Annotated in this window: 15 protein-coding genes and 1 tRNA gene; 3 read left to right on the top strand and 13 right to left on the bottom strand. The window is 68.5% G+C overall.

What is annotated here, in order from left to right; translation table 11 throughout:
* The 7 genes from uvrA to polA all read right to left on the bottom strand — a co-directional run bounded on the left by uvrA (position 1) and on the right by polA (position 12,867).
* Positions 1-2,892, bottom strand: a complete 2,892-nt coding sequence (gene uvrA, locus A4X17_RS17395; protein ID WP_064296919.1) for an excinuclease ABC subunit UvrA — start codon at positions 2,890-2,892, stop codon at positions 1-3.
* Positions 2,893-2,971: 79 nt separating this feature from the next.
* Positions 2,972-5,038 carry an excinuclease ABC subunit UvrB gene (gene uvrB, locus A4X17_RS17390; protein WP_064296918.1) on the bottom strand — a complete coding sequence of 689 codons (2,067 nt, stop codon included), beginning with the start codon at positions 5,036-5,038 and terminating at the stop codon, positions 2,972-2,974.
* A 68-nt stretch (positions 5,039-5,106) separates the two neighbouring features.
* Complete coding sequence (gene coaE, locus A4X17_RS17385) at positions 5,107-5,736, bottom strand: dephospho-CoA kinase (protein ID WP_064296917.1); 630 nt, start codon at positions 5,734-5,736, stop codon at positions 5,107-5,109.
* A gap of 121 nt (positions 5,737-5,857) precedes the next feature.
* Positions 5,858-7,315, bottom strand: coding sequence for a 30S ribosomal protein S1 (rpsA, locus tag A4X17_RS17380; RefSeq protein WP_056005690.1), 1,458 nt, complete (start codon positions 7,313-7,315; stop codon positions 5,858-5,860).
* A 174-nt stretch (positions 7,316-7,489) separates the two neighbouring features.
* On the bottom strand, positions 7,490-8,476 hold the full coding sequence (locus A4X17_RS17375) for an epimerase (protein WP_064296916.1): 987 nt from the start codon (positions 8,474-8,476) through the stop codon (positions 7,490-7,492).
* Positions 8,473-10,149, bottom strand: a complete 1,677-nt coding sequence (locus tag A4X17_RS17370) for a DUF885 domain-containing protein (RefSeq protein ID WP_064296915.1) — start codon at positions 10,147-10,149, stop codon at positions 8,473-8,475. The genes A4X17_RS17375 and A4X17_RS17370 overlap by 4 nt, the downstream gene beginning before the upstream one ends.
* A gap of 57 nt (positions 10,150-10,206) precedes the next feature.
* Positions 10,207-12,867, bottom strand: a complete 2,661-nt coding sequence (gene polA / locus A4X17_RS17365; RefSeq protein ID WP_064296914.1) for a DNA polymerase I — start codon at positions 12,865-12,867, stop codon at positions 10,207-10,209.
* A gap of 55 nt (positions 12,868-12,922) precedes the next feature.
* Here polA and A4X17_RS17360 point away from each other — a divergent pair, with 55 nt between their 5' ends.
* A complete protein-coding gene (locus A4X17_RS17360; protein ID WP_064297026.1) occupies positions 12,923-13,345 on the top strand; it encodes a hotdog fold thioesterase in 423 nt (140 codons plus the stop codon).
* 74 nt (positions 13,346-13,419) lie between these two features.
* Here the strand turns inward: A4X17_RS17360 and A4X17_RS17355 are convergent, their stop codons facing one another.
* On the bottom strand, positions 13,420-14,025 hold the full coding sequence (locus A4X17_RS17355) for an ANTAR domain-containing response regulator (RefSeq protein WP_064296913.1): 606 nt from the start codon (positions 14,023-14,025) through the stop codon (positions 13,420-13,422).
* A 54-nt stretch (positions 14,026-14,079) separates the two neighbouring features.
* On the opposite strand from A4X17_RS17355, the gene A4X17_RS17350 reads away from it, so the two are divergent.
* Both A4X17_RS17350 and A4X17_RS17345 read left to right on the top strand, forming a co-directional pair.
* A tRNA-Leu gene (locus tag A4X17_RS17350) sits at positions 14,080-14,163 on the top strand.
* 60 nt (positions 14,164-14,223) lie between these two features.
* The gene (locus A4X17_RS17345) at positions 14,224-14,496 is read left to right on the top strand and encodes a hypothetical protein (protein ID WP_157583597.1); all 273 of its coding nucleotides are present in this window, start codon (positions 14,224-14,226) and stop codon (positions 14,494-14,496) included.
* Here the strand turns inward: A4X17_RS17345 and A4X17_RS17340 are convergent, their stop codons facing one another.
* From A4X17_RS17340 to A4X17_RS17320, 5 genes are all read right to left on the bottom strand, one after another.
* Entirely contained in the window at positions 14,497-15,159 is a 663-nt protein-coding gene (locus A4X17_RS17340; protein WP_064296911.1) for a histidine phosphatase family protein, read from the bottom strand.
* A 60-nt stretch (positions 15,160-15,219) separates the two neighbouring features.
* Entirely contained in the window at positions 15,220-16,560 is a 1,341-nt protein-coding gene (locus tag A4X17_RS17335; RefSeq protein ID WP_082916265.1) for a CoA transferase, read from the bottom strand.
* A 114-nt stretch (positions 16,561-16,674) separates the two neighbouring features.
* The gene (gene pyk, locus A4X17_RS17330; RefSeq protein WP_064296910.1) at positions 16,675-18,090 is read right to left on the bottom strand and encodes a pyruvate kinase; all 1,416 of its coding nucleotides are present in this window, start codon (positions 18,088-18,090) and stop codon (positions 16,675-16,677) included.
* 92 nt (positions 18,091-18,182) lie between these two features.
* Positions 18,183-19,640 (bottom strand): glutamate synthase subunit beta, encoded by a 1,458-nt coding sequence (locus tag A4X17_RS17325; RefSeq protein ID WP_064296909.1) that lies wholly within the window; start codon positions 19,638-19,640, stop codon positions 18,183-18,185.
* Positions 19,633-21,612: glutamate synthase-related protein (locus A4X17_RS17320; protein ID WP_255376698.1), on the bottom strand; the 1,980-nt coding region annotated here is incomplete at its 5' end. The genes A4X17_RS17325 and A4X17_RS17320, both read right to left, overlap by 8 nt.

Below are 21,612 nucleotides of genomic sequence, written 5' to 3'. Positions count from 1 at the left end.
TCAGCCCGCCTTGCGGCTGCCGCCGGCCTCTGCCTCGAACAGTTCGTTCAGGAAGAAGCCCGTGTGGCTGCCGGGGACCGTCGCGAGGTGCTCGGGTGTTCCCGTGGCGAGGACCGTCCCGCCACCGGCTCCACCCTCGGGGCCCATGTCGATGAGCCAGTCGGCGGACTTGATGACGTCGAGGTTGTGCTCGATCACGATGACCGTGTTGCCCTTGTCGACGAGCCCGCCGAGGACGAGCAGCAGCTTCCGGACGTCTTCGAAGTGCAGACCCGTGGTCGGCTCGTCGAGGACGTAGACGCTGCGCCCGTTGCTCCGCCGCTGCAGCTCCGTCGCGAGCTTGACGCGTTGGGCTTCGCCGCCGGACAGGGTCGTGGCGCTCTGGCCGAGACGGACATAGCCCAGGCCGACCTCGACGAGCGTCTTGAGGAACCGGTGGATCGAGGAGATCGGCTCGAAGAAGTCGGCAGCCTCGGCGATCGGCATGTCGAGCACCTCGGCGATGTTCTTGCCCTTGTAGTGGATGGTCAGGGTGTCGCGGTTGTACCGCGCTCCCCCGCACACCTCGCAGGCGACGTAGACGTCGGGCAGGAAGTTCATCTCGATCTTGATCGTGCCGTCGCCCGAGCAGGCCTCACAGCGGCCGCCCTTGACGTTGAAGCTGAACCGCCCGGCGAGGTAGCCGCGGACCTTGGCCTCCTGCGTCTCCGCGAAGAGGTTGCGGATCTTGTCGAAGACGCCGGTGTACGTGGCGGGGTTCGAGCGAGGGGTGCGGCCGATGGGCGCCTGGTCGACGTGGACCACCTTGTCGAGGTGCTCCAGACCCGTGACCCTGGTGTGCTTGCCGGGCAGCTTGCGCGCGCCGTTCAGCTTGTTCGCCAGGACCCGGTACAGGACGTCGTTGACCAGCGAGGACTTCCCGGAGCCGCTCACGCCGGTGACGGCAGTGAGGACTCCGAGCGGGAAGTCCGCGCTGACCTTCTTCAGGTTGTTCGCCTGCGCTCCGATCACCTGGATCTGACGCTTCGTGTCGATCGGGCGACGCTTCGCCGGGATCTCGATGGCCTTGCGGCCGGAGAGGTAGTCACCGGTGAGGGACTCGGTGTTGGCCTCGAGCGCCTCGTACGATCCGGAGTGCACGACACGGCCGCCGTTGACGCCCGCGCCGGGACCGATGTCGACGATCCAGTCGGCGGTGCGGATGGTGTCCTCGTCGTGCTCGACGACGATCAGCGTGTTGCCGAGGTCGCGGAGGGCGACGAGGGTCTCGATGAGTCGGCGGTTGTCGCGCTGGTGCAGGCCGATGCTCGGTTCGTCGAGGACGTAGAGCACGCCGGTGAGGCCCGAGCCGATCTGCGTCGCGAGGCGGATGCGCTGCGCCTCACCACCCGAGAGGGAGCCGGCGGTCCTGGCCAGGTCGAGGTAGTTGAGCCCGACCTGGATGAGGAAGTCGAGACGCACCTTGATCTCACGGAGCACCTGCGCCGCGATGTGGGCCTCGCGGTCGCTCAGTTCGAGGCGGTCCATGAACTTCCGGGCGTCGGAGAGGCTCAGCTCGGCGACCTCCGCGATGCTGTGATCGTGGATCAGGACCGAGAGCACCTCGGGCTTCAGGCGACGACCGCCGCAGACCTGGCACGGGACTTCGCGCAGGTACTCCGACCACCGCACCCGTTGGCTGTCGGTGTCGGCCTGGAGGTACTGCCGCTCGATGTAGGGGATGACGCCCTCGAAGCCCGAGGAGTAGCTCATCTCACGGCCGAAGCGGTTCTTCCACTTGACCTTGACCTTGAAGTTGTCGCCGCGGAGTACCGCCTCCTGGACCTTGGAGGGCAGGTCGCGCCAGGGGGTGTCGAGCGAGAAGTCGAGGTCGCGGGCCAGCCCGTCGAGCAGCTTCTCGTAGTACTGGTAGAGCCCCTTGCCCTGCGTGGTCCAGGGCACGATGACGCCCTCGTTGATGCTGAGTTCCTCGTCGCCGAGGAGCAGCTCCGCGTCGACCGACATGCGCGTGCCGAGGCCGGAGCACTCCGGGCAGGCACCGAACGGGGCGTTGAACGAGAACGTCCGCGGCTCGATCTCGGTCAGCTGCAGCGGGTGGTTGTTCGGGCAGGAGAGCTTCTCGGAGAAGGTGCGCCAGGCTTCGTCGCCCTCCTCGTCGACGAAGTTGATCGTCACGAGGCCGTCGGTGAGCTGCAGTGCCGTCTCGAGGGAGTCCGTCAGGCGGCCGAGGATCTCGGGCCCGGCGACGAGGCGGTCGACGACGACCGCGATGTCGTGCTTGACCTGCTTCTTGAGCGTCGGCGGCTCCGCCAGCTGGATCGCCTCGCCGTCGACGATGGCGCGTGCGAAGCCCTTGGCCGAGAGCTCCTTGAAGAGGTCGACGAACTCGCCCTTCTTCTGGCTCACGACGGGGGCGACGATCTGGTACCGGCGTCGCTCCTCGAGCTCCATCAGCTGGTCGGCGATCTGCTGCACCGTCTGGCGTTGGATGACCTCGCCGCAGACCGGGCAGTGCGGGACCCCGATGCGCGCCCAGAGCAGCCGCATGTAGTCGTAGACCTCGGTGATCGTCCCGACGGTCGACCGCGGGTTGCGGTTCGTGGACTTCTGGTCGATCGAGACCGCAGGGCTCAGGCCCTCGATGAAGTCGACGTCCGGGCGGTCGACCTGACCGAGGAACTGGCGGGCGTACGCCGAGAGCGACTCGACGTAGCGTCGCTGGCCCTCGGCGAAGATCGTGTCGAAGGCGAGCGAGGACTTCCCCGAGCCCGAAAGACCCGTGAAGACGACGAGCGAGTCGCGTGGGATCTCGAGGTCGACGTTCTGAAGATTGTGGACGCGGGCACCGCGGACGCTGAGCGTGGAGTGGTGATCTACCTTGGCAATTGACACCCTTCGAGTCTACGCAGCACCACCGACACCGGACTCCCGAGCGGTGTCTGTGGTACTGCGCTCTCAGCGAAGCGGCGGACTAGATGTGCCCGGCCTTGGCCATCTGTCGGAGTTCCTGCTTGAGTTCGGAGACCTCGTCGCGGAGGCGGCCGGCGAGTTCGAACTTGAGTTCGGCCGCGGCGGCCAGCATCTGGGCGTTGAGGTCGGCGATGATCGACTCCAGGTCGTTCGCGCCCTCGGCGGCGATGCCCTCCCGACGCAGGTTCGGCGTCGGACTCTTCTTCTTGCCGTTGTCGCGTCCGGCGAGCAACGCCGCGGTGTCCGCACCTTCTCGGGCGAGCGCCTCGGTGATGTCGGCGATGCGCTTGCGCAACGGCTGCGGATCGATGCCGCGCTCCTCGTTGTAGGCGATCTGCTTCTCCCGGCGACGGTCCGTCTCCTCGATCGCGCGCTTCATCGAGTCGGTCAGGACGTCGGCGTACATGTGGACTTCGCCGGACACGTTGCGGGCGGCACGACCGATGGTCTGGATGAGCGAGGTCGACGAGCGGAGGAAGCCCTCCTTGTCGGCGTCGAGGATCGCCACGAGCGAGACCTCCGGGAGGTCGAGCCCCTCGCGCAGCAGGTTGATGCCGATGAGGACGTCGTAGACGCCCTGCCGGAGTTCGCTCAGCAGCTCGACCCGCCGGAGGGTGTCGACGTCGGAGTGCAGGTAGCGGACGCGCACGCCGGCCTCCGTCAGGAAGTCGGTGAGCTCCTCCGCCATCTTCTTGGTGAGGGTGGTCACGAGGACGCGCTCGTCGCGTTCGGCGCGGACCCGGATCTCCTCGAGGAGGTCGTCGATCTGGCCGTTGGAGGGCTTCACGATGATCGCCGGGTCGACGAGGCCGGTCGGGCGGATGATCTGCTCGACGATGCCGTCCGCGATGCCCATCTCGTACTTGCCCGGCGTCGCCGAGAGGTACACCGTCTGGCCGACGCGGTTCTTGAATTCGTCCCACCGGAGCGGGCGGTTGTCCATCGCGCTCGGGAGTCGGAACCCGTGCTCGACCAGGGTGCGCTTGCGGGAGGCGTCGCCCTCGAACATCGCGCCGATCTGCGGAACGGTGACATGCGACTCGTCGATGACGGTGAGGAAGTCGTCTGGGAAGTAGTCGAGGAGGCAGTTCGGTGCCTCGCCGGCCGAGCGGCCGTCGATGTGGCGCGAGTAGTTCTCGATGCCGGAGCAGAAGCCGATCTGCTGCATCATCTCGAGGTCGAAGGTGGTGCGCATGCGGAGTCGCTGCGCCTCGAGGAGCTTGCCCTCGCGTTCGAGCGACTGGAGCCGCTCCGCCAGTTCTTCCTGGATGGTGCCGATGGCGCGCTGGATCGTCTGCGGGCTGGCGGCGTAGTGGGAGGCCGGGAACACCGACACCGCGTCGAGCCTCTTCACGACGTCGCCGGTGAGCGGGTGCAGGGCGTAGAGGGCCTCGATCTCGTCGCCGAAGAACTCGATGCGGATCGCGAGCTCCTCGTAGACCGGGATGATCTCGATGGTGTCGCCGCGCACACGGAAGTTGCCGCGCGAGAAGTCGACGTCGTTGCGGTTGTACTGCATGCCGACGAACTTGCGGATGAGGCGGTCGCGCCCGATGTTCTGCCCGACCTGCAGCGCCGCCATCGCCTCCAGGTACTCCTCCGCCGCACCGAGACCGTAGATGCACGACACGGTCGACACGACGATGACGTCGCGACGGCTCAGCAGCGAGTTGGTGGTCGAGTGCCGCAGCCGCTCGACCTCGGCGTTGATGGACGAGTCCTTCTCGATGAAGGTGTCGGTCTGTGGGACGTACGCCTCGGGCTGGTAGTAGTCGTAGTAGGAGACGAAGTACTCGACCGCGTTGTTCGGCATGAGTTCGCGGAACTCGTTCGCCAGCTGGGCCGCGAGGGTCTTGTTGTGCGCCAGGACGAGCGTCGGGCGCTGGACGGCTTCGATGAGCCAGGCGGTCGTCGCGGACTTACCGGTACCGGTGGCACCCAGGAGGACGACATCGGTCTCGCCGGCGTTGATGCGCCCGGACAGCTGCTCGATGGCGGCGGGCTGATCGCCGCTCGGCTCGTACTCGCTGATCACCTCGAAGGGGCGGACGGCGCGTGTTGGTTCCATGCTTCGAGTCTACGGAGGACCACCGACACCGCCGCCCCGCTTCGCCCACAGCGGAGCGGGCGACGCGCTTAGACGCCGTCCTGGCGGTCGGGCGCCGGTACGGCCGCCGCGGCGGCGCGGTGCCAGACCGCGTCGACCTGGCTGAGAGTGTGCTCGAGCGAGCCGGAAGTGTCGATCACCACGTCGGCGACGGCGGCGCGCTGTTCCTCGGTCGCCTGGGCCGCGATCCGTCGTTCCGCCTCGCCCCGGTCGAGCCCGCGGAGGTCGACGAGCCGACGGGCGCGCTCCCCCTCCGGAGCCGCGGCGACGACCACGAGGTCGAACTCGTCGGCGCGGCCGGTCTCGACGAGCAGCGGGACATCGTAGACGACGACGGCACCGGGGTCGCTCGAGGCTTCGGCGATCCGGGCCTGTGAACGCCGTTTGACCTCCGGGTGCACGATGGCGTTGAGGTCGGCCCGCGCCTGGTCGTCGGCGAAGACGATCGAGCCGAGCGCCGCGCGGTCGAGTGATCCGTCGGGCCCGATCACGTCGGCACCGAAGCGCTGCGCGATGGCGGCCAGTCCCGGGGTCCCCGGCTCGACGGCCTCTCGGGAGAGGACGTCCGCGTCGATGATGACGACGCCGTGTTCAGCGAGCCGGGCCGCGATGGTCGATTTGCCGGAGGCGATCCCGCCGGTGAGGCCGATGAGGTACATGTCAGCCAGCGTACCCGCGGAGCGTGCAGCACCTTCGACGAGCGCCCCTCGCACAACGCAGCAGGGGGCCGCCCGAAGGCGACCCCCTGCTGGACACCGACGCTGGTCGGTGCTGGTGGGACTAGTTGCTCGAGAGCTTCTCGCGGAGGGCCGCGAGGGACTCGTCGTCAGCGAGCGTGCCGCCGCCGGCGGAGTCGCTCGAGAACGAGGAACCGGCCGACGAGGACGCGGTCGACGAGGAAGCCTGGTTGGCCTCTTCGACGGCTGCGGCAGCGACCTGCTTCTTGTGCGCTTCCCAACGAGCCTGGGCGGCAGCGTAGTCCTGCTCCCACTTCTCGCGCTCGGCGTCGAAGCCTTCCTTCCACTCCTGCGTCTCGGCGTCGAAGCCCTCGGGGTACTTGTAGTTCCCGAGCTCGTCGTACTCCGTGAGCATGCCGTAGAGGGCCGGGTCGAACTCGGTGCCCTCGGGGTCGACACCCTCGTTGGCCTGCTTGAGGCTCAGCGAGATACGGCGACGCTCGAGGTCGATGTCGATGACCTTGACGAAGACCTCTTCGCCGACCGACACGACCTGCTCGGCGAGCTCGACGTGCTTGCCGGAGAGCTCCGAGATGTGCACGAGGCCCTCGATGCCGTCTGCGACGCGGACGAACGCACCGAACGGGACGAGCTTGGTGACCTTACCCGGTGCAACCTGGCCGATGGCGTGGGTGCGGGCGAAGACCTGCCACGGGTCCTCCTGGGTCGCCTTGAGCGACAGCGAGACGCGCTCGCGGTCCAGGTCGACCTCGAGGATCTCGACGGTGACTTCCTGACCGACCTCGACGACCTCGCTGGCGTGCTCGATGTGCTTCCAGCTGAGCTCGGAGACGTGGACCAGACCGTCGACGCCGCCGAGGTCGACGAACGCGCCGAAGTTGACGATCGAGGAGACGACGCCCTTGCGGACCTGTCCCTTCTGGAGGTTGTTGAGGAAGGTGGTGCGGCTCTCGGACTGCGTCTGCTCGAGGAGCGCACGGCGCGACAGGACCACGTTGTTGCGGTTCTTGTCGAGCTCGAGGATCTTCGCCTCGATCTCCTGGCCGAGGTACGGCGTGAGGTCGCGGACGCGGCGCAGCTCGATGAGCGAAGCCGGGAGGAAGCCACGGAGGCCGATGTCGACGATGAGGCCGCCCTTGACGACCTCGATGACCGAACCGGTGACGACGCCGTCGGATTCCTTGATCTTCTCCACGTCGCCCCAAGCACGCTCGTACTGCGCGCGCTTCTTCGACAGGATCAGACGGCCTTCCTTGTCCTCCTTCTGGAGAACGAGAGCCTCGATCGTGTCGCCGACGTTGACGACCTCGGAGGGGTCGACGTCGTGCTTGATGGAGAGTTCACGCGAGGGGATGACACCCTCGGTCTTGTAGCCGACGTCGAGGAGGACCTCGTCGCGGTCGATCTTCACGACGGTGCCCTCGATGAGGTCGCCGTCGTTGAAGAACTTCAGAGTCTTTTCGACCGCTGCGAGGAAGTCCTCAGCAGATCCGATGTCGTTGATTGCGACCTGCTTGGGGGCGGTCGTTGCGCTTGTCATGTAGTAATTGCTCCAGGTGGACAATGATTCAGGCCGGCCTCGCGCACGGCTCCGGACCCGTGGATGACCACGGACGTTGATCGAAGCGATGCTGTTGTGTGAACCGATCCGGGGATCGGTGTCGCTCTGCGAGACGGGCAGGCGGATAGGACGTCACAATTGTGACAGTCCAGTCTAGCGATTTTCCGGGTGTGCAGGCAAGCCGCGGTGGGAGAGGATGTCCCGCAGCGCTGGATCGAGCGTCGGGTGCTCGAACCGGTAGCCCGCCTGCAGCAACCGCTCCGGCATCGCCCAGCGACTCTTCAGGACCAGCTCGCTCTCGGTCCGCAGGACGGACATCCCGATCTCCAGCAACCAGCGGGGTGCGGGGAGGCCGACCGGCATCCCGAGCACGTACCGCACGGTCCGCATGAATCCGCGGTTGTCGGTGGGGTTCGGTGACGTCACGTTGACGACGCCGTCGAGTTCGGGATGGCCACGGAGGAACCGGACGATCCCGATGACGTCGTCCAGGTGGATCCAGCTGAACCGCTGCCGCCCGCCCGGCGTCCCGAACCGGTGATCCGTGCCGGCGGCACGACGCGATCGGGAAGTGGGCCAGTGACCGTCCAGTTGGGGTCCGCCGAGGCCGAGACGCGCCAACCACCTGAGCGGGGTGAGTGCTCCGCCGTCCCCCAGGACGATCGCGATGCGGAGGGCGACCCGTCGTGTCCCGGGCAGCTCGTCCGCGAAGAACGCCTGCTCCCAGGCGGTCGCGACGTCGACGGAGAACCCGGAACCGATCTCACCGTCGGCCTCCGTCATCGGGCGGTCGTCGGCATGGCGGTAGATCGTGGCGGTCGACGCATTGATCCAGAGCGGCGGAGGCGAAACGGCTGCACGCACCGCCCGCGCCAGCTCCGTCGTCGTGTCCACGCGGGATCGGAGGATCTCGGCGCGGTTCGACGGGGTGTAGCGACAGTTCACACTCTTCCCGGCGAGGTTGACCAGGAGGTCCGCGCCGTCGACCAGCCGGGCGATGCCCGCGTGGTCACCCCATCGCGCGTCGGCGGCACCACGCCCGATGACGGAGACGGTGGCGCCGTCGGCCCGGAACGACTCGACCAGACGACGCCCGATGAACCCGGACGCGCCGGCGACGACGATCCGTTCAGCCGTCATCCGAGCATCGCCGTCCGCAGCGTGTCGAGCCCGACGCCACCGAGGTCCAGTGCCCGACGGTGGAAGTCCTTGATGTCGAAGGCGTCTCCGGCGCGGCGGGCCGCGTCGTCGCGGAGCTGTTCCCAGATGCGCTGGCCGATCTTGTACGAGGGCGCCTGGCCGGGCCAACCGAGGTACCGGTTGACCTCGAACCAGACGAACTCCGGCGACATGTTGACGTTGCGACCCATGAAGTCGAAGGCGTACTCGGCGGTCCAGGTCCCGCTGCCGTCCGGAAGCGGCTTGCCGAGGTGTACGCCGATGTCGAGGACGACGCGGGCCGCGCGCATCCGCTGACCGTCGAGCATGCCCAGGCGGTCCGCCGGGTCGTCGAGGTATCCGAGCTGTTCCATCAGGCGCTCGGCGTAGAGCGCCCATCCCTCGGCGTGGCCGGAGGTGCCGGCGAGCTGTCGGCGCCAGAGGTTGAGCGTCTTCCGGTTGACGACGGCCTGCCCGATCTGCAGGTGATGTCCTGGCACACCCTCGTGGTAGACGGTCGTGAGCTCGCGCCACGTGTCGAACTCGGTGACGCCGGCGGGGACGGACCACCACATGCGGCCAGGGCGTGAGAAGTCGTCCGTCGGGCCGGTGTAGTAGATCCCGCCCTCCTGCGTCGGCGCGATCATGCACTCGAGCGCGCGGATCTCCTGCGGGATGTCGAAGTGCGTGCGCCCCAGCTCCTCGACCGCACGGTCACTCGTCTCCTGCATCCACCGCTGGAGCGCGTCGGTGCCGTGCAGCTTGCGCACCGGATCCTGTTCGAGGAATGCGACCGCCTCCTCGACGGACGCGCCGGGGAGGATCTCGTTCGCGATCGCCTCCTGCTCCGACACCATGCGCGCCAGTTCCTCGATGCCCCACTCGTAGCTCTCGTCGAGGTCGACCGTCGCGCCGAGGAAGCGGCGGGACTGCAGCGCGTAGAGCTCGCGGCCGATGGCGTCCTCCTGGGTCGCAGCAGGCAGCAGTTCGTGCGCGAGGAAGTCCGCCAGACGGTTGTAGGCGACGGCTGCGGCGCCGGCACCCGTCGAGAGTTCGGCGGCGAGGGACGCCGGGAGCTGACCGTCCGCCGGTCCGGCGTTGGCGGCGAAGCCGATGAAGAATCCGTCGTCGGCGCCGGTGCGGAGGACCTGCTCGTACACCTCGGCCACCTGGCGGCGTGCCGGGGTGATCCCACGGGCGATGCCCTCGCGCAGGGTCTCGATGTACCCGTCGACCGCGTCCGGCAACGCGCCGAGGCGGGTCCGGATGGTGCTCCAGTCCTCGACCGTCGCGGTCGGCATCAGGTCGAAGACGTCGCGCAGTTCCTGCGACGGCGACGCGATCACGTTGAGGTCGCGGTACTGGAGACCGGCCTCCGACGAGGCGAGGTCGAGCTCCAGTTCCGCCGAGAGGTCGGTCTGGGTGACGCGGTCGACGGCGTCGACCGGTGCGGCGGACCGCAGCTCGCGAAGCGTGCGCGACGCGGCTTCGACGTACGCCTCGTGCCCGGCCGGCGAGTAGTCGCCGTACCGTCCGCCGACGTCCGTGCGGCCGATGTAGGTGCCGACCTCCGGCTTCAGCTGGACGAGGGTCTCCACCCAGCTCTCGGCGATGGCGTCGATCGGTGTGCTCTGACGAAGTTCTTCGTGGGACATGACGACGAGCCTAGTCCGCACCCGTCCGCCGCCCGGGTGCGGACCCGCAGGGCGCGCTCAGTGGGCTGCGGCGTCCCAGTCGTGACCGCGGCCGATCTGGACCTCCAGCGGTACCGACAGTTCGGCGGCACCGGCCATCTGTGCTCGGACGATGCGCTCCAGGGCGTCCCACTCCCCCTCGGCGACCTCGAAGATCAGTTCGTCGTGCACCTGCAGCATCATCTGCGAGCTGAGGGATTCGGAGCGTAGCTCGGACTCGATGCCGATCATGGCGCGTTTCATGATGTCGGCGGCCGAACCCTGGATCGGGGCGTTCAGCGCCTGGCGTTCGGCGTTCTCCCTGACCAGTCGGTTGGGGCTCGAGAGCTCGGGGAAGAGCCTGCGACGACCGAAGATCGTCTCGGTGTAGCCGTCGAGTTTGGCCTGCTCGACGACGTTGCGCAGGTAGTCGCGGACCGCACCGAAGCGCTCGAAGTAGTCGACCATGAGCTGCTTCGCCTCAGCGCTCGAGATCCGCAGCTGCTTCGAGAGCCCGAACGCACTCAAGCCGTAGGCGAGTCCGTACGACATCGCTTTGACCTTGTTGCGCATCGCGGGGGTCACATCCTCGGCGGCGACGCCGAAGATGCGCGCGCCGACGAAACGGTGGAGGTCCTCGCCGGACTTGAACGCCTCGATGAGGCCGGCATCGCCTGAGAGGTGCGCCATGATCCGCATCTCGATCTGCGAGTAGTCGGCGGTCAGCAGGGTCTCGTACCCGGAGCCGGCTTGGAAGGCGGCGCGGATGCGGCGTCCCTCCTCGGTGCGCACGGGGATGTTCTGCAGGTTCGGGTCGGTCGAGGAGATCCGACCGGTGCTGGTCCCGATCTGGACGTACGTCGTGTGGATGCGGCCGTCGGGCGTGATCGCCTTGTCGAGCGTCTCCACGATCTGGCGGAGCTTCGTCGCATCGCGGTGCTCGAGGAGGAGCCCCAGGAACGGGTGCGGGCTCTTCTCCTGGAGATCGGCCAGGGCGCCGGCGTCGGTCGAGAAGCCCGTCTTGTTGGCGCGTGTCTTCGGCATGGCGAGCTGGTCGAAGAGGACCTCCTGCAGCTGCTTCGGTGATCCGAGGTTGACCTCGCGGCCGATCTCCGCATACGCGTTGCTCGCGAGCTCCGCCGCCCGGTTCCCGAGCTGCTCGGACAGGCCGCTCAGGATGTCGTGGTCGACCGTCACCCCGGTCAACTCCATGTGGGCCAGCACCTGGAGGACCGGCAGTTCCATGTCGAGCAGCACGCCGAGCGACCCGGCGTCGAGCGCCGTGCGAGTGGCCTCGGCGACCCGGAGGGCGTACCAGGCGGTGCCGCCGACCCCCACGGGGTCGGTCTCGGGGACGAGCTGGTTCGGGTCGGCGACGGGCATCGTCTCGTCGAGATAGCGCGTGATGAGGTCGGCGATCGTCTTGTCGCCGCCGCTCGGACGCAGGAGCCAGCCGGCGACCGCGGTGTCGTAGCCGAGACCGTCGACCGTCAGGCCGGCGCGCGTGACCGCCTGGAGCTGCGGCTTGGCGTCGTGCATGATCTTCGGGGCGTCGCTCGCCAACCACGCTTCGAGCGGGGCGTAGTCGGCCTCACCGGGACGCCAGGCGAGCGAGACGATCTCCGTGGGGGTCGCGAGGCCGGCCGCGACCGGAAGGCCTCCGTCGAGGTCGAGGTGGAGACCGATCCCGGCGGGATGTGCGGCGACGGCACGGGTGATCCACGCCTCGAGCTCTTCGTCGAGCAGCTCCTTCTGCGGTGGCATGACCACGCCGCCCGCCTGCGGTGCGGACACATCCGTGTTGGCCTCGAGTCCGTCGAGTTTGAGGACCCGATCGAGCAGCGTGCGGAACTCGAGCCGCCCGAAGACGGCCGCCACCGCGTCCGCGTCGATCGGTCGGCGTTCGAGGTCCTTCGGCCCGACAGACAGTTCGACGTCGGTGAGGAGCCGGTTGAGTCGGCGGTTGCGGACCGCGTTCTCCTTGTGCTCACGGAGGCTCTCCCCCACCTTGCCGGTGATCTCGTCGGCGCGCTCGAGGATCTGTTCGAGGGAGCCGAACTGGTTGAGCCACTTCACGGCGGTCTTCTCGCCGACCTTCGGGATGCCCGGGAGGTTGTCGCTCGTCTCACCGACGAGCGCCGCGATCTCCGGGTACTGCTCCGGCCGGATGCCGTAGCGCTCGAAGACCTTGGCTCCGTCGTACCGGGTGAGCGCGGAGACGCCCTGGCTCGACGGGTACAGCAGGGTGACGTCGTCGGTGACGAGCTGGATGGTGTCGCGGTCGCCGGAGACGACGAGGACCCGGAAGCCCTCCTCGGCGCCCTGCTTGGCGAGGGTGGCGAGGATGTCGTCGGCCTCGTAGTCCTCTTTGCTGATCGTCGTGATGTTCATCGCCTTGAGCGCCTCTTCGAGCAGCGGCACCTGTCCCTTGAACTCCGCCGGGGTCTCACCGCGCGTGCCCTTGTACTCGGGGTACTCGCGGGTGCGGAAGGAACGGCGCGAGATGTCGAACGCCACGGCGATGTGGCTCGGGTTCTCGTTCTTGAGCAGGCTGATCAGCATGGAGATGAAGCCGTGGATGGCGTTCGTGTGCTGACCGTCGCGGGTTTGGAAGCTGTCGACCGGCAGGGCGTAGAACGCCCGGAATGCGAGCGAGTGGCCGTCGACGACGAGGAGGGTAGGCTTTTCTGATTCCGACACGCGCCCAGCCTACAAGCCGGTGCCGACACGGCTCAGGCCCGATCCGAAGGTGGACATGACGAACGAGACCGACGACGCACTCGAGTTCCTGCGGACGAGGGGCAGCGGCGCACTCGCCGCCAAGATGGGCATCGAGTTCACCGAGTTCACGGTGCAGCGATCCGTCGCCACCATGCCCGTCGAGGGCAACACCCAACCCGCGATGCTGCTGCACGGCGGGGCGTACGTCGTGCTCGGCGAGTCCCTCGGCTCCATGGCCGCCAACCTCTTCGCGGGCCCGGGCAAACTCGCGGTCGGCATCGACATCAACGCGACGCACACCAGGTCCGCCACCGGGGGCGTCGTGACCGGCGTCTGCACCCCGATCCACCTCGGTCGCTCGCTCACGGTGCACGAGATCGCCGTCACCGACGATCAGGGACGACGGTGCTCCACGATCCGCATCACGAACCTCATCAAGGACGCACCGACCGGCTGACGAACCCGGCACCGGACACAGCAGAGCGGCCCGCCCCCGAGGGGACGGGCCGCTCTTGCGACGAGGGAGGAGCGCTACTTCTTGGCGCTGAGCTGCTCGATGATGGCCTGCGCGACATCGTGCATGGTGAGGCGACGGTCCATGGAGGCCTTCTGGATCCAGCGGAACGCCTCGGGCTCGGTGAGGCCCATCTTCTCGTTGAGGAGGCCCTTCGCCCGGTCGACGAGCTTGCGGGTCTCGAAGCGCTCGACCATGTCGGCGACCTCGGCCTCGAGGGTGATGATCTGCTGGTAGCGCGAGAGGGCGATCTCGATCGCGGGAAGGAGGTCGTTCGGCGTGAACGGCTTCACGACGTAGGCGAGGGCGCCTGCCTCGCTCGCCCGCTCGACGAGCTCCTTCTGGCTGAAGGCCGTGAGGAGGACCACCGGGGCGATGTGCGCCTTCCCGATGCGCTCGGCCGCGGAGATGCCGTCGAGCTGAGGCATCTTGACGTCCATGATCACGAGATCCGGACGGAGTTCCGTCGCGAGGGCGACAGCGGTCTCGCCGTCGCCGGCCTCGCCGACGACCTCGAAACCGTTGTCGCGGAGGATCTCGACGATGTCGAGGCGGATGAGGGATTCGTCCTCAGCGACGACGACGCGCCGTGGGGCTGCGGGAGGGGTCTCTTGCTCGGTCACCCTCAAATCCTACGGTACTCTGATGCAGGTTGCTGTTCGCCGTGCGGCGGACGCGCCGGTGTGGCGGAATGGCAGACGCGGAGCACTCAAAATGCTTTGTCGAAAGACGTGTGGGTTCGAGTCCCACCACCGGTACCAGGAACGAGCTGATGGCCCACCGGGTGCACTCGACCTGCCGACACGATGGGACCCGACACCATGACCGCAGAGCACACCGACCCGCGCCAGGACGTCCACGACGCCAGCACCGACGACCGGCTCCAGGGCATCCTCGTGCAGGTCGCAGCCGACCGGTCCCTCACCCCGGACCTCGACGTCCGGGCAGCGCTGGCGGACCGTCTCAGTGACCAGGGCATCGACGTCGACGCCGCCGAGCTCGACCGTCTCGTCGCCTCTCTGCCGGGTCAGCCCGGCGAGGAGCCCGGACCATTCCTCACGGACGGCGCGACCTCGGCGGACGACGCGAACTGATCAGAAGCCTCGCTCGACGGCGGCGGCCGGACCGTCGGCCTCCGTCGTCAGCTCCGGTCCGCCGACGGCGTCGCCCGTCCAGGTGTCGACCCGCCAACCGGTCGTCGTGTCCCCGTCGACGATGATGACGCCCGTGTTCGTGATGGGGTGCGTGCCGATGAAGTGTCCGTCGACGTTCGCCCCGCGCAGCCCGAGCCAGGACCGGAGCATCGCTCCGTGGCTCACGACCACCACGCTCTCCAGTCCGGAGCCCTCGAGCTCCTCGATCACCGCGTCGAAGCGCGCGAACACCTCATGGCCGTTCTCGCCGCCCGGCATCCGGGTGTCGAGGTCGCCCATCGCCCACGCCACGATGGTGTCGATGTAGACCTGGACGGCCTCGGGCGACCCGAGCATCTCGTTGTCGCCGGCGCTGATCTCCCGGAGTCCGTCATGGACGATCACGGGAAGCCCGCTGACGTCGGCGACAGGTGCGGCGGTCTGTTGCGCCCGCACCGCGGTGGAGGCGTAGACCGCGTCGATCCGCTCCCCCACGAGCGCTTTGGGGAGGGCGGCCGCCTGCGTCTCGCCGAGTTCGGTGAGGACGGCCCCGGGGATCGCGGTGTCGAGCAGGCCGGCGACGTTGGACGAGGTCTGACCGTGTCTGATGAGGATGAGGCGCATACCTCCAGGGTAGGCGAGCGACCGGACGGCGGTCATCTCCCGGTGCGGAGTGTGCCGGGATCAGCTGCGCGGGGTCCACTGCGGTTCGGCGCTCCCCAGGACGGCCGCCGGGGACGCGTGGTCGTCGAAGGCGCTGAGCGCGGGGCGGGCCGTCGTCACCGCACCGTGGGTGACCAGGCACCGCGCTCCCGGGAGGTCGGACGGCGGGCGTTCCTCGGTTCGCGAGAGTCGCTGGAGCGCAGCACCGACGCGCGCGAGCGACACCGACGACCGGCCGGCATCACCGCCACCGACGACCCTCGCCACGTCGTCGACGATCGCCGCCGCCAGCAGGTATCCCGCGCTGTGGTCGAGCGCCTGCGCCGGCAGGGCACCCGGGACGCCGTCATGGCCCTCGACCAGTGCGATGCCCGTCGCGGCCTGGACCAGGCTGTCGAAACCTCGTCGATCACCCCATGGGCTCGTCGTACCCCAGGCGTCGACGGAGCCGGTGACCAGACCGTCGCGACCTCGCAGACCGAGGCGCTCGAGGGCGTGTGGCCGGTACCCCGTCACCAGGATGTCGGCCTCGTCGCTCAGCGTCTGCAGTGTCGCGAGGCCGCGCGGTGTCGACGCGTCGAGGGTCGCCGTCCGCTTCCCCTGGCCGCTGTCGGTGTGCTGCCAGGGGATCTCGGGGACCTGCGGTGGATCCACGCGCAGGACGTCCGCACCGAGGAGCGCGAGGGTCCTCGTGGACACGGGACCGGCGATCACCCGCGTCAGGTCGAGGACGCGGAGGCCGCGCAAGGGTTGCCGGCGCGTGGGCCGCACCCACGAGGCGATCCTCGAGCCGCTGGAGCCACCGTGGCGCCTGACGAGCGGTCCGTCACCGACCGAGGCCTGCGGTGTGGACGACCATTCGGCAGCGCTCCGGACGGCGACGAGCAGTGCGCCGACCCCGGCGGCCTCCGATTCCAGGTCGAGGGCCGAGCGGGAGGCGATCGCCGAGGCGAGCTCTGCGCGGGTGGCCTCGTCGCCGATCCCGAGCATGGCGCTCAGGCGGCGGCGATGGTGCGGGTAGTTCGCGTGCGTGCGCACCCAGCCGTCTGCCGCGGCGAAGAAGCCGGACAGTGGCGCGAACGCGTCCACGGCTGCTCCGTCGATCCGCAACAGGCGGTCGCTCTGGTAGGCCGCGGCGATCCGCTCGAGGTCGAGAGCCGTGTGCATCGGCTCGTATCCGAGGGCGATGCGGAGTCGGTCGGCGGCATCCTCCACGGCGCCGACGGCGACCGCGGCGAGCTCCAGGACGGCGAATCGGGAGGCCAGGAGTCCCGCCGCACCGGTCGCCTCACGGTCGACGCCTCCCGGCTCCAGGCCCACTGCGCTGCGGAGGGTGTCGTCGACGAGGACGGAACGGTTCATGGGCATCAGGCTAGACCCACGGCGTCCGGAATCGCGGTGCCACCGCACACCCGGCGGACGACGAAGGCCGTGGTCCCCGTACGGGAGGACCACGGCCTTCGCTGCTGTCGACGACTAGAGGACGTCGCCCACCTTGTGGACGCGGATGTCGTTCGTCGTCCCGGGGATGCCGGGAGGGGAACCGGAGATGATGATGACCGGCTCACCGACGGCGGCCTTGCCCGTGGCGACGAGGACCTCGTCCACCTGGGCGACCATCTGGTCGGTGTGCGTCACGCGCTCGACGACGAAGGACTCGACGCCCCAGTTCAGCGCCATCCGACGACGGATGGCCGGGTCGGGCGTGAACGCCAGGATCGGGATCCGGTTGCGGAGACGGGCCATGCGGCGGACCGACTCCCCCGACTCCGTGAAGACGCAGAGGAACTTCGCCTCGACGAAGTCCGCCACCTCGACGGCCGCCAACGTGATCGCTCCGGCCTGGGTGCGCGGCTTCGTGCCGAGCGGCGGAACGCGGTCGAGACCGTGGATCTCGGTCGACTCGACGATCCGGGCCATGGTCTGGACCGTGATCACCGGGTAGGCGCCGACACTCGTCTCGCCACTGAGCATGACCGCGTCAGCACCGTCGAGCACCGCGTTCGCGACATCGGAGGTCTCCGCGCGGGTCGGGATGGGGCTGGAGATCATCGACTCGAGCATCTGCGTCGCGACGATGACCGGCTTCGCCATGCGGCGAGCGAGCTCCACCGCACGCTTCTGCACGATCGGGACGGCCTCGAGCGGGAGCTCGACACCGAGGTCGCCACGGGCGACCATGATCGCGTCGAACGCCTCGACGATGCCCTCGAGGTTCTCGACGGCCTGCGGCTTCTCGATCTTGGCGATCACGGGGACCTTGCGGCCCTCCTCCGCCATGATCTCGTGGACACGGTCGATGTCGGCTGCGTCGCGCACGAACGACAGGGCGATGAGGTCGGCGCCGAGACGCAGTCCCCAGCGGAGGTCCGCTTCATCCTTCTCGCTGAGCGCGGGGACGTTGACGGCGACGCCGGGGAGGTTGATGCCCTTGTTGTTCGACACGGGGCCGGCGACGATGACGCGCGTGGTCACGACGGTGTCGTCCGCTTCAACGACCTCGACCTTGACCTTACCGTCGTCGATCAGGAGGAAGTCGCCCGGCTTGACGTCCTGGGGCAGGCCCTTGAACGTCGTCGAGGAGATCTCCTTGGTGCCGAGGATGTCCTCGGTCGTGATCTTGAAGATGTCGCCGACGGCGAGGTCGTACGGGCCGCCCTCGAACTTGCCGAGGCGGATCTTCGGGCCCTGCAGGTCGACCAGGACGGCGACGGCACGGCCGGAGTCCTCGGTGGCCTTGCGCACGTTGGCGTAGATGGCCTCGTGCACGTCGTAGCTGCCGTGGCTCAGGTTCATCCGGGTGACATCGACCCCCGCATCGATGATGGCCCGGATGTTCTCATAGCTGGAGACTGCAGGCCCCAGCGTTGCGACGATCTTGGCTCGTCTCATGTGTGTGTGTTCTCCATGATTTCTGCGCGCGAGGCGCTTCGGTACTCACTGCTCGGCATGATGCGTCCGACGCTTGTCGTCCGCTTGAAAGCCTAGAGGGAGATGGGCTGGTCCGTGGGACGGACCGGGAAGGGAAGCTGGGTCTCGCCCTCGAGGTACTGGTCGACGGCCGCCGCCGCAGCGCGGCCCTCGGCGATCGCCCACACGATGAGGGACTGGCCACGACCGGCGTCACCCGCGACGAACACGCCGGGCTGGTTGGTCTGGTAATCGTGCTCCCGCGCCACGTTGCCACGCCCGGTGAAGGGGAGCTGGAACTGCGACTCGAGGGTCTCGTCCTCCGGGCCCGTGAATCCGAGTGCGAGCAGGACGAGGTCGGCCGGGATCTCCCGCTCGGTGCCACTCTTCGGCACGCGACGGCCGTCGATGAACTCCGTCTCGGCGACGCGGATCGCCCGCACCTCGCCGGCCTCGTTGGCGAGGAACTCGACGGTCGACACCAGGTACTCGCGGTTGCCGCCCTCCTCGTGTGCGCTCGCGACCTCGAAGAGCGTCGGCATCATGGGCCACGGCTGGTGCTCGGGCCGCTCCCCCGCCGGCTGCGTGCCGATGGCGAGATTCGTGACGGAGGCGGCACCCTGACGGTGCGCCGTGCCGATGCAGTCGGCACCGGTGTCGCCGCCGCCGAGGACGACCACGTGCTTGTCCTCCGCCGTGATCTGGTCGGCGACGGTGTCGCCGGCGCCGACGCGGTTCGCCTGCACGAGGTACTCCATCGCGAAGTGGACCCCGGAGAGGTCACGACCGGGGATCGGCAGGTCGCGCGGCACCATCGCGCCGGTGGCGATGACGACGGCGTCGTAGCGGGCGCGGAGCTCGTCCCAGCTGATGTCGACCCCGATGTTCACGCCGGCGCGGAACCGGGTGCCCTCGTCCTGCATCTGCTTCAGCCGGATGTCGAGGTGCTTCTTCTCCATCTTGAAGTCGGGGATGCCGTAGCGCAGCAGACCACCGATGCGGTCGTCGCGCTCGTAGACCGCGACCGTGTGCCCGGCACGCGTCAGCTGCTGGGCTGCGGCGAGACCGGCCGGACCGGAACCGACGACGGCGACCGTCTTGCCGGTCAGCCGCTCCGGCGGGTGGGACTCGACCCAACCGTTGGCGAACGCCTGGTCGATGATCGACACCTCGACCTGCTTGATGGTCACGGCGGGCTGGTTGATGCCCAGCACGCACGAACTCTCGCACGGCGCCGGGCAGAGACGGCCTGTGAACTCCGGGAAGTTGTTCGTGGCGTGCAGCCGCTCGATGGCCGAGCGTCCCTCGCCTCGCCACATCAGGTCGTTCCACTCCGGGATGAGGTTGCCCAGCGGGCAGCCCTGATGGCAGAACGGGATGCCGCAGTCCATGCAGCGACCAGCCTGCTTGCGGACGGTCGCGGGGTCGCTCTGCTCGTAGACCTCTTTCCAGTCCATGATGCGGACCGGCACGGGCCGGCGCTTCGGGAGCTCGCGCTCCGGTACCTTCAGGAATCCCTTGGGATCAGCCACCGGTCACCTCCAGGATTCGGTTCCATACGATGTCGCCGTCGGGGTCGAGCCCCTCGTCGAGTGCGGTCTGTCGGGTCGCCAGGACCGCCGCGTAGTCACGCGGGAGGACCTTGACGAACCGGGCGAGTGAGTCTTCGATGTCGGCGAGCAGCCGGCCGGCCAGCGGAGAACCGGTCTCCACGACGTGCCGTTCGAGGAGGTCGCGGACGATCTCGGCGTCGGCACTGTCGAGTTCGGACAGGGTGAGCTCCCCCGAGGCGAGGGAGTCGCGGTTGACCTGGTCGCGTTCGAGGTCGAACACGTAGGCCGTGCCGCCGGACATGCCCGCGCCGAGGTTCCGGCCGGTCTGACCCAGGATGACGGCGAGACCACCCGTCATGTACTCGAGCGCGTGGTCACCGACGCCTTCGACGACCGCCGTGGCGCCGGAGTTGCGCACCAGGAACCGCTCGCCGACGATCCCGCTCAGGAACATGGTGCCCTGGGTCGCGCCGTACCCGATGACGTTGCCGGCGATCACGTTCTCCTCGGGCGCGAAGGCTGCGTGCTCGGATGGCCGGACGACGATCTGTCCGCCGGACAGGCCCTTGCCGACGTAGTCGTTCGAGTCGCCGATGAGCCGCAGCGCGATGCCGCCGGGGAGGAACGCGCCGAAGGACTGCCCGGCCGAGCCGCGCAGGGTGATGTCGATGCTCCCTGCCGGGAGCCCGTTCTCGCCGTGCCGCCTGGTGACCTCGTGGCCGAGCATGGTGCCGACCGCCCGCTCCGTGTTGCGGATGGGCAGGTCGACCGAGAAGTGGCCACCGTGTTCGAGCACGTCCGAGGCGGCCGTGATGAGCTGCTGGTCGAAGTGCTTCTCGAGCTCGTGCTCCTGCGGCCGGCGGTTGATCCGCGGCTCGTCGTCGGCGAAGACGGGACCCACGAGGACCGGGGCCAGGTCGAGCCCGGACGCCTTCCAGTGGTCGATCGCCCGGTCGGCGTCGATCAGTTCGTTGTGGCCGATCGCCTCCTCGAGCGTCCGGAACCCGAGCTCGGCGAGGTACTCGCGCACTTCCTGGGCGATGAACTCGAAGAAGTTCACGACGAACTCCGGCTTGCCGGTGAACCGCTCGCGCAGCACCGGGTTCTGCGTCGCGACGCCGACCGGGCAGGTGTCGAGGTGGCACACGCGCATCATGACGCACCCGGAGACGACGAGCGGTGCCGTCGCAAAGCCGAACTCCTCGGCGCCGAGCAGGGCCCCGATGACGACGTCGCGTCCGGTCTTCATCTGACCGTCGACCTGCACCACGACCCGGTCGCGCATGTTGTTGAGCATGAGGGTCTGCTGCGTCTCAGCGAGACCCAGCTCCCAGGGCGTGCCCGCGTGCTTCAGGGAGTTCAACGGGCTTGCGCCGGTTCCGCCGTCGTGACCGGAGACGAGGATGACGTCCGAGAGCGCCTTCGCGACGCCCGCGGCCACCGCACCGATGCCGGACTGGCTGACCAGCTTGGTGTGGATCCGGGCCTTCGGGTTCGCACGCTTCAGGTCGAAGATGAGCTGCTTCAGGTCCTCGATCGAGTAGATGTCGTGGTGCGGCGGCGGCGAGATGAGGCCGACGCCCGCGGTGGCGTGCCGCGTCCGCGCCACCCACGGGTAGACCTTCGTCGGCGGCAACTGCCCGCCCTCACCGGGCTTCGCGCCCTGGGCGAGCTTGATCTGGATGTCGTCGGCGTGCGTGAGGTACATGCTCGTCACGCCGAACCGGCCGGAGGCGACCTGCTTGATCGCGCTGCGGCGCGTCGGGTCGAGGAGCCGGTCGACGTCCTCGCCACCCTCACCGGTGTTCGACTTGGCACCGATGCTGTTCATCGCGATCGCCAGCGTCTCGTGCGCCTCGCGCGAGATGGAGCCGTAGCTCATCGCGCCGGTCGAGAACCGCTTCACGATCGAGGCGACCGACTCGACCTCGTCGAGCGGGACGGGCGGGCG

The sequence above is a fragment of the Plantibacter sp. H53 genome (assembly GCF_001650455.1).
Taxonomy (GTDB): domain Bacteria; phylum Actinomycetota; class Actinomycetes; order Actinomycetales; family Microbacteriaceae; genus Plantibacter; species Plantibacter flavus_A.
The sequence above is the reverse complement of the archived record's forward strand: the minus strand, read 5'-3'. Positions and strand labels throughout refer to the sequence as shown.

Bases quoted from the DNA above. Each gene is read 5' to 3' on its own strand.
- A4X17_RS17335 (WP_082916265.1), bottom strand. From the start codon at position 16,560: ATGAACCGTTCCGTCCTCGTCGACGACACCCTCCGCAGCGCAGTGGGC.
- A4X17_RS17345 (WP_157583597.1), top strand. From the start codon at position 14,224: ATGACCGCAGAGCACACCGACCCGCGCCAGGACGTCCACGACGCCAGC.
- rpsA (WP_056005690.1), bottom strand. From the start codon at position 7,315: ATGACAAGCGCAACGACCGCCCCCAAGCAGGTCGCAATCAACGACATC.
- A4X17_RS17370 (WP_064296915.1), bottom strand. From the start codon at position 10,149: ATGTCCCACGAAGAACTTCGTCAGAGCACACCGATCGACGCCATCGCC.
- A4X17_RS17360 (WP_064297026.1), top strand. From the start codon at position 12,923: ATGACGAACGAGACCGACGACGCACTCGAGTTCCTGCGGACGAGGGGC.
- uvrB (WP_064296918.1), bottom strand. From the start codon at position 5,038: ATGGAACCAACACGCGCCGTCCGCCCCTTCGAGGTGATCAGCGAGTAC.
- A4X17_RS17375 (WP_064296916.1), bottom strand. From the start codon at position 8,476: ATGACGGCTGAACGGATCGTCGTCGCCGGCGCGTCCGGGTTCATCGGG.
- A4X17_RS17340 (WP_064296911.1), bottom strand. From the start codon at position 15,159: ATGCGCCTCATCCTCATCAGACACGGTCAGACCTCGTCCAACGTCGCC.
- coaE (WP_064296917.1), bottom strand. From the start codon at position 5,736: ATGTACCTCATCGGCCTCACCGGCGGGATCGCCTCCGGCAAATCGACC.
- pyk (WP_064296910.1), bottom strand. From the start codon at position 18,090: ATGAGACGAGCCAAGATCGTCGCAACGCTGGGGCCTGCAGTCTCCAGC.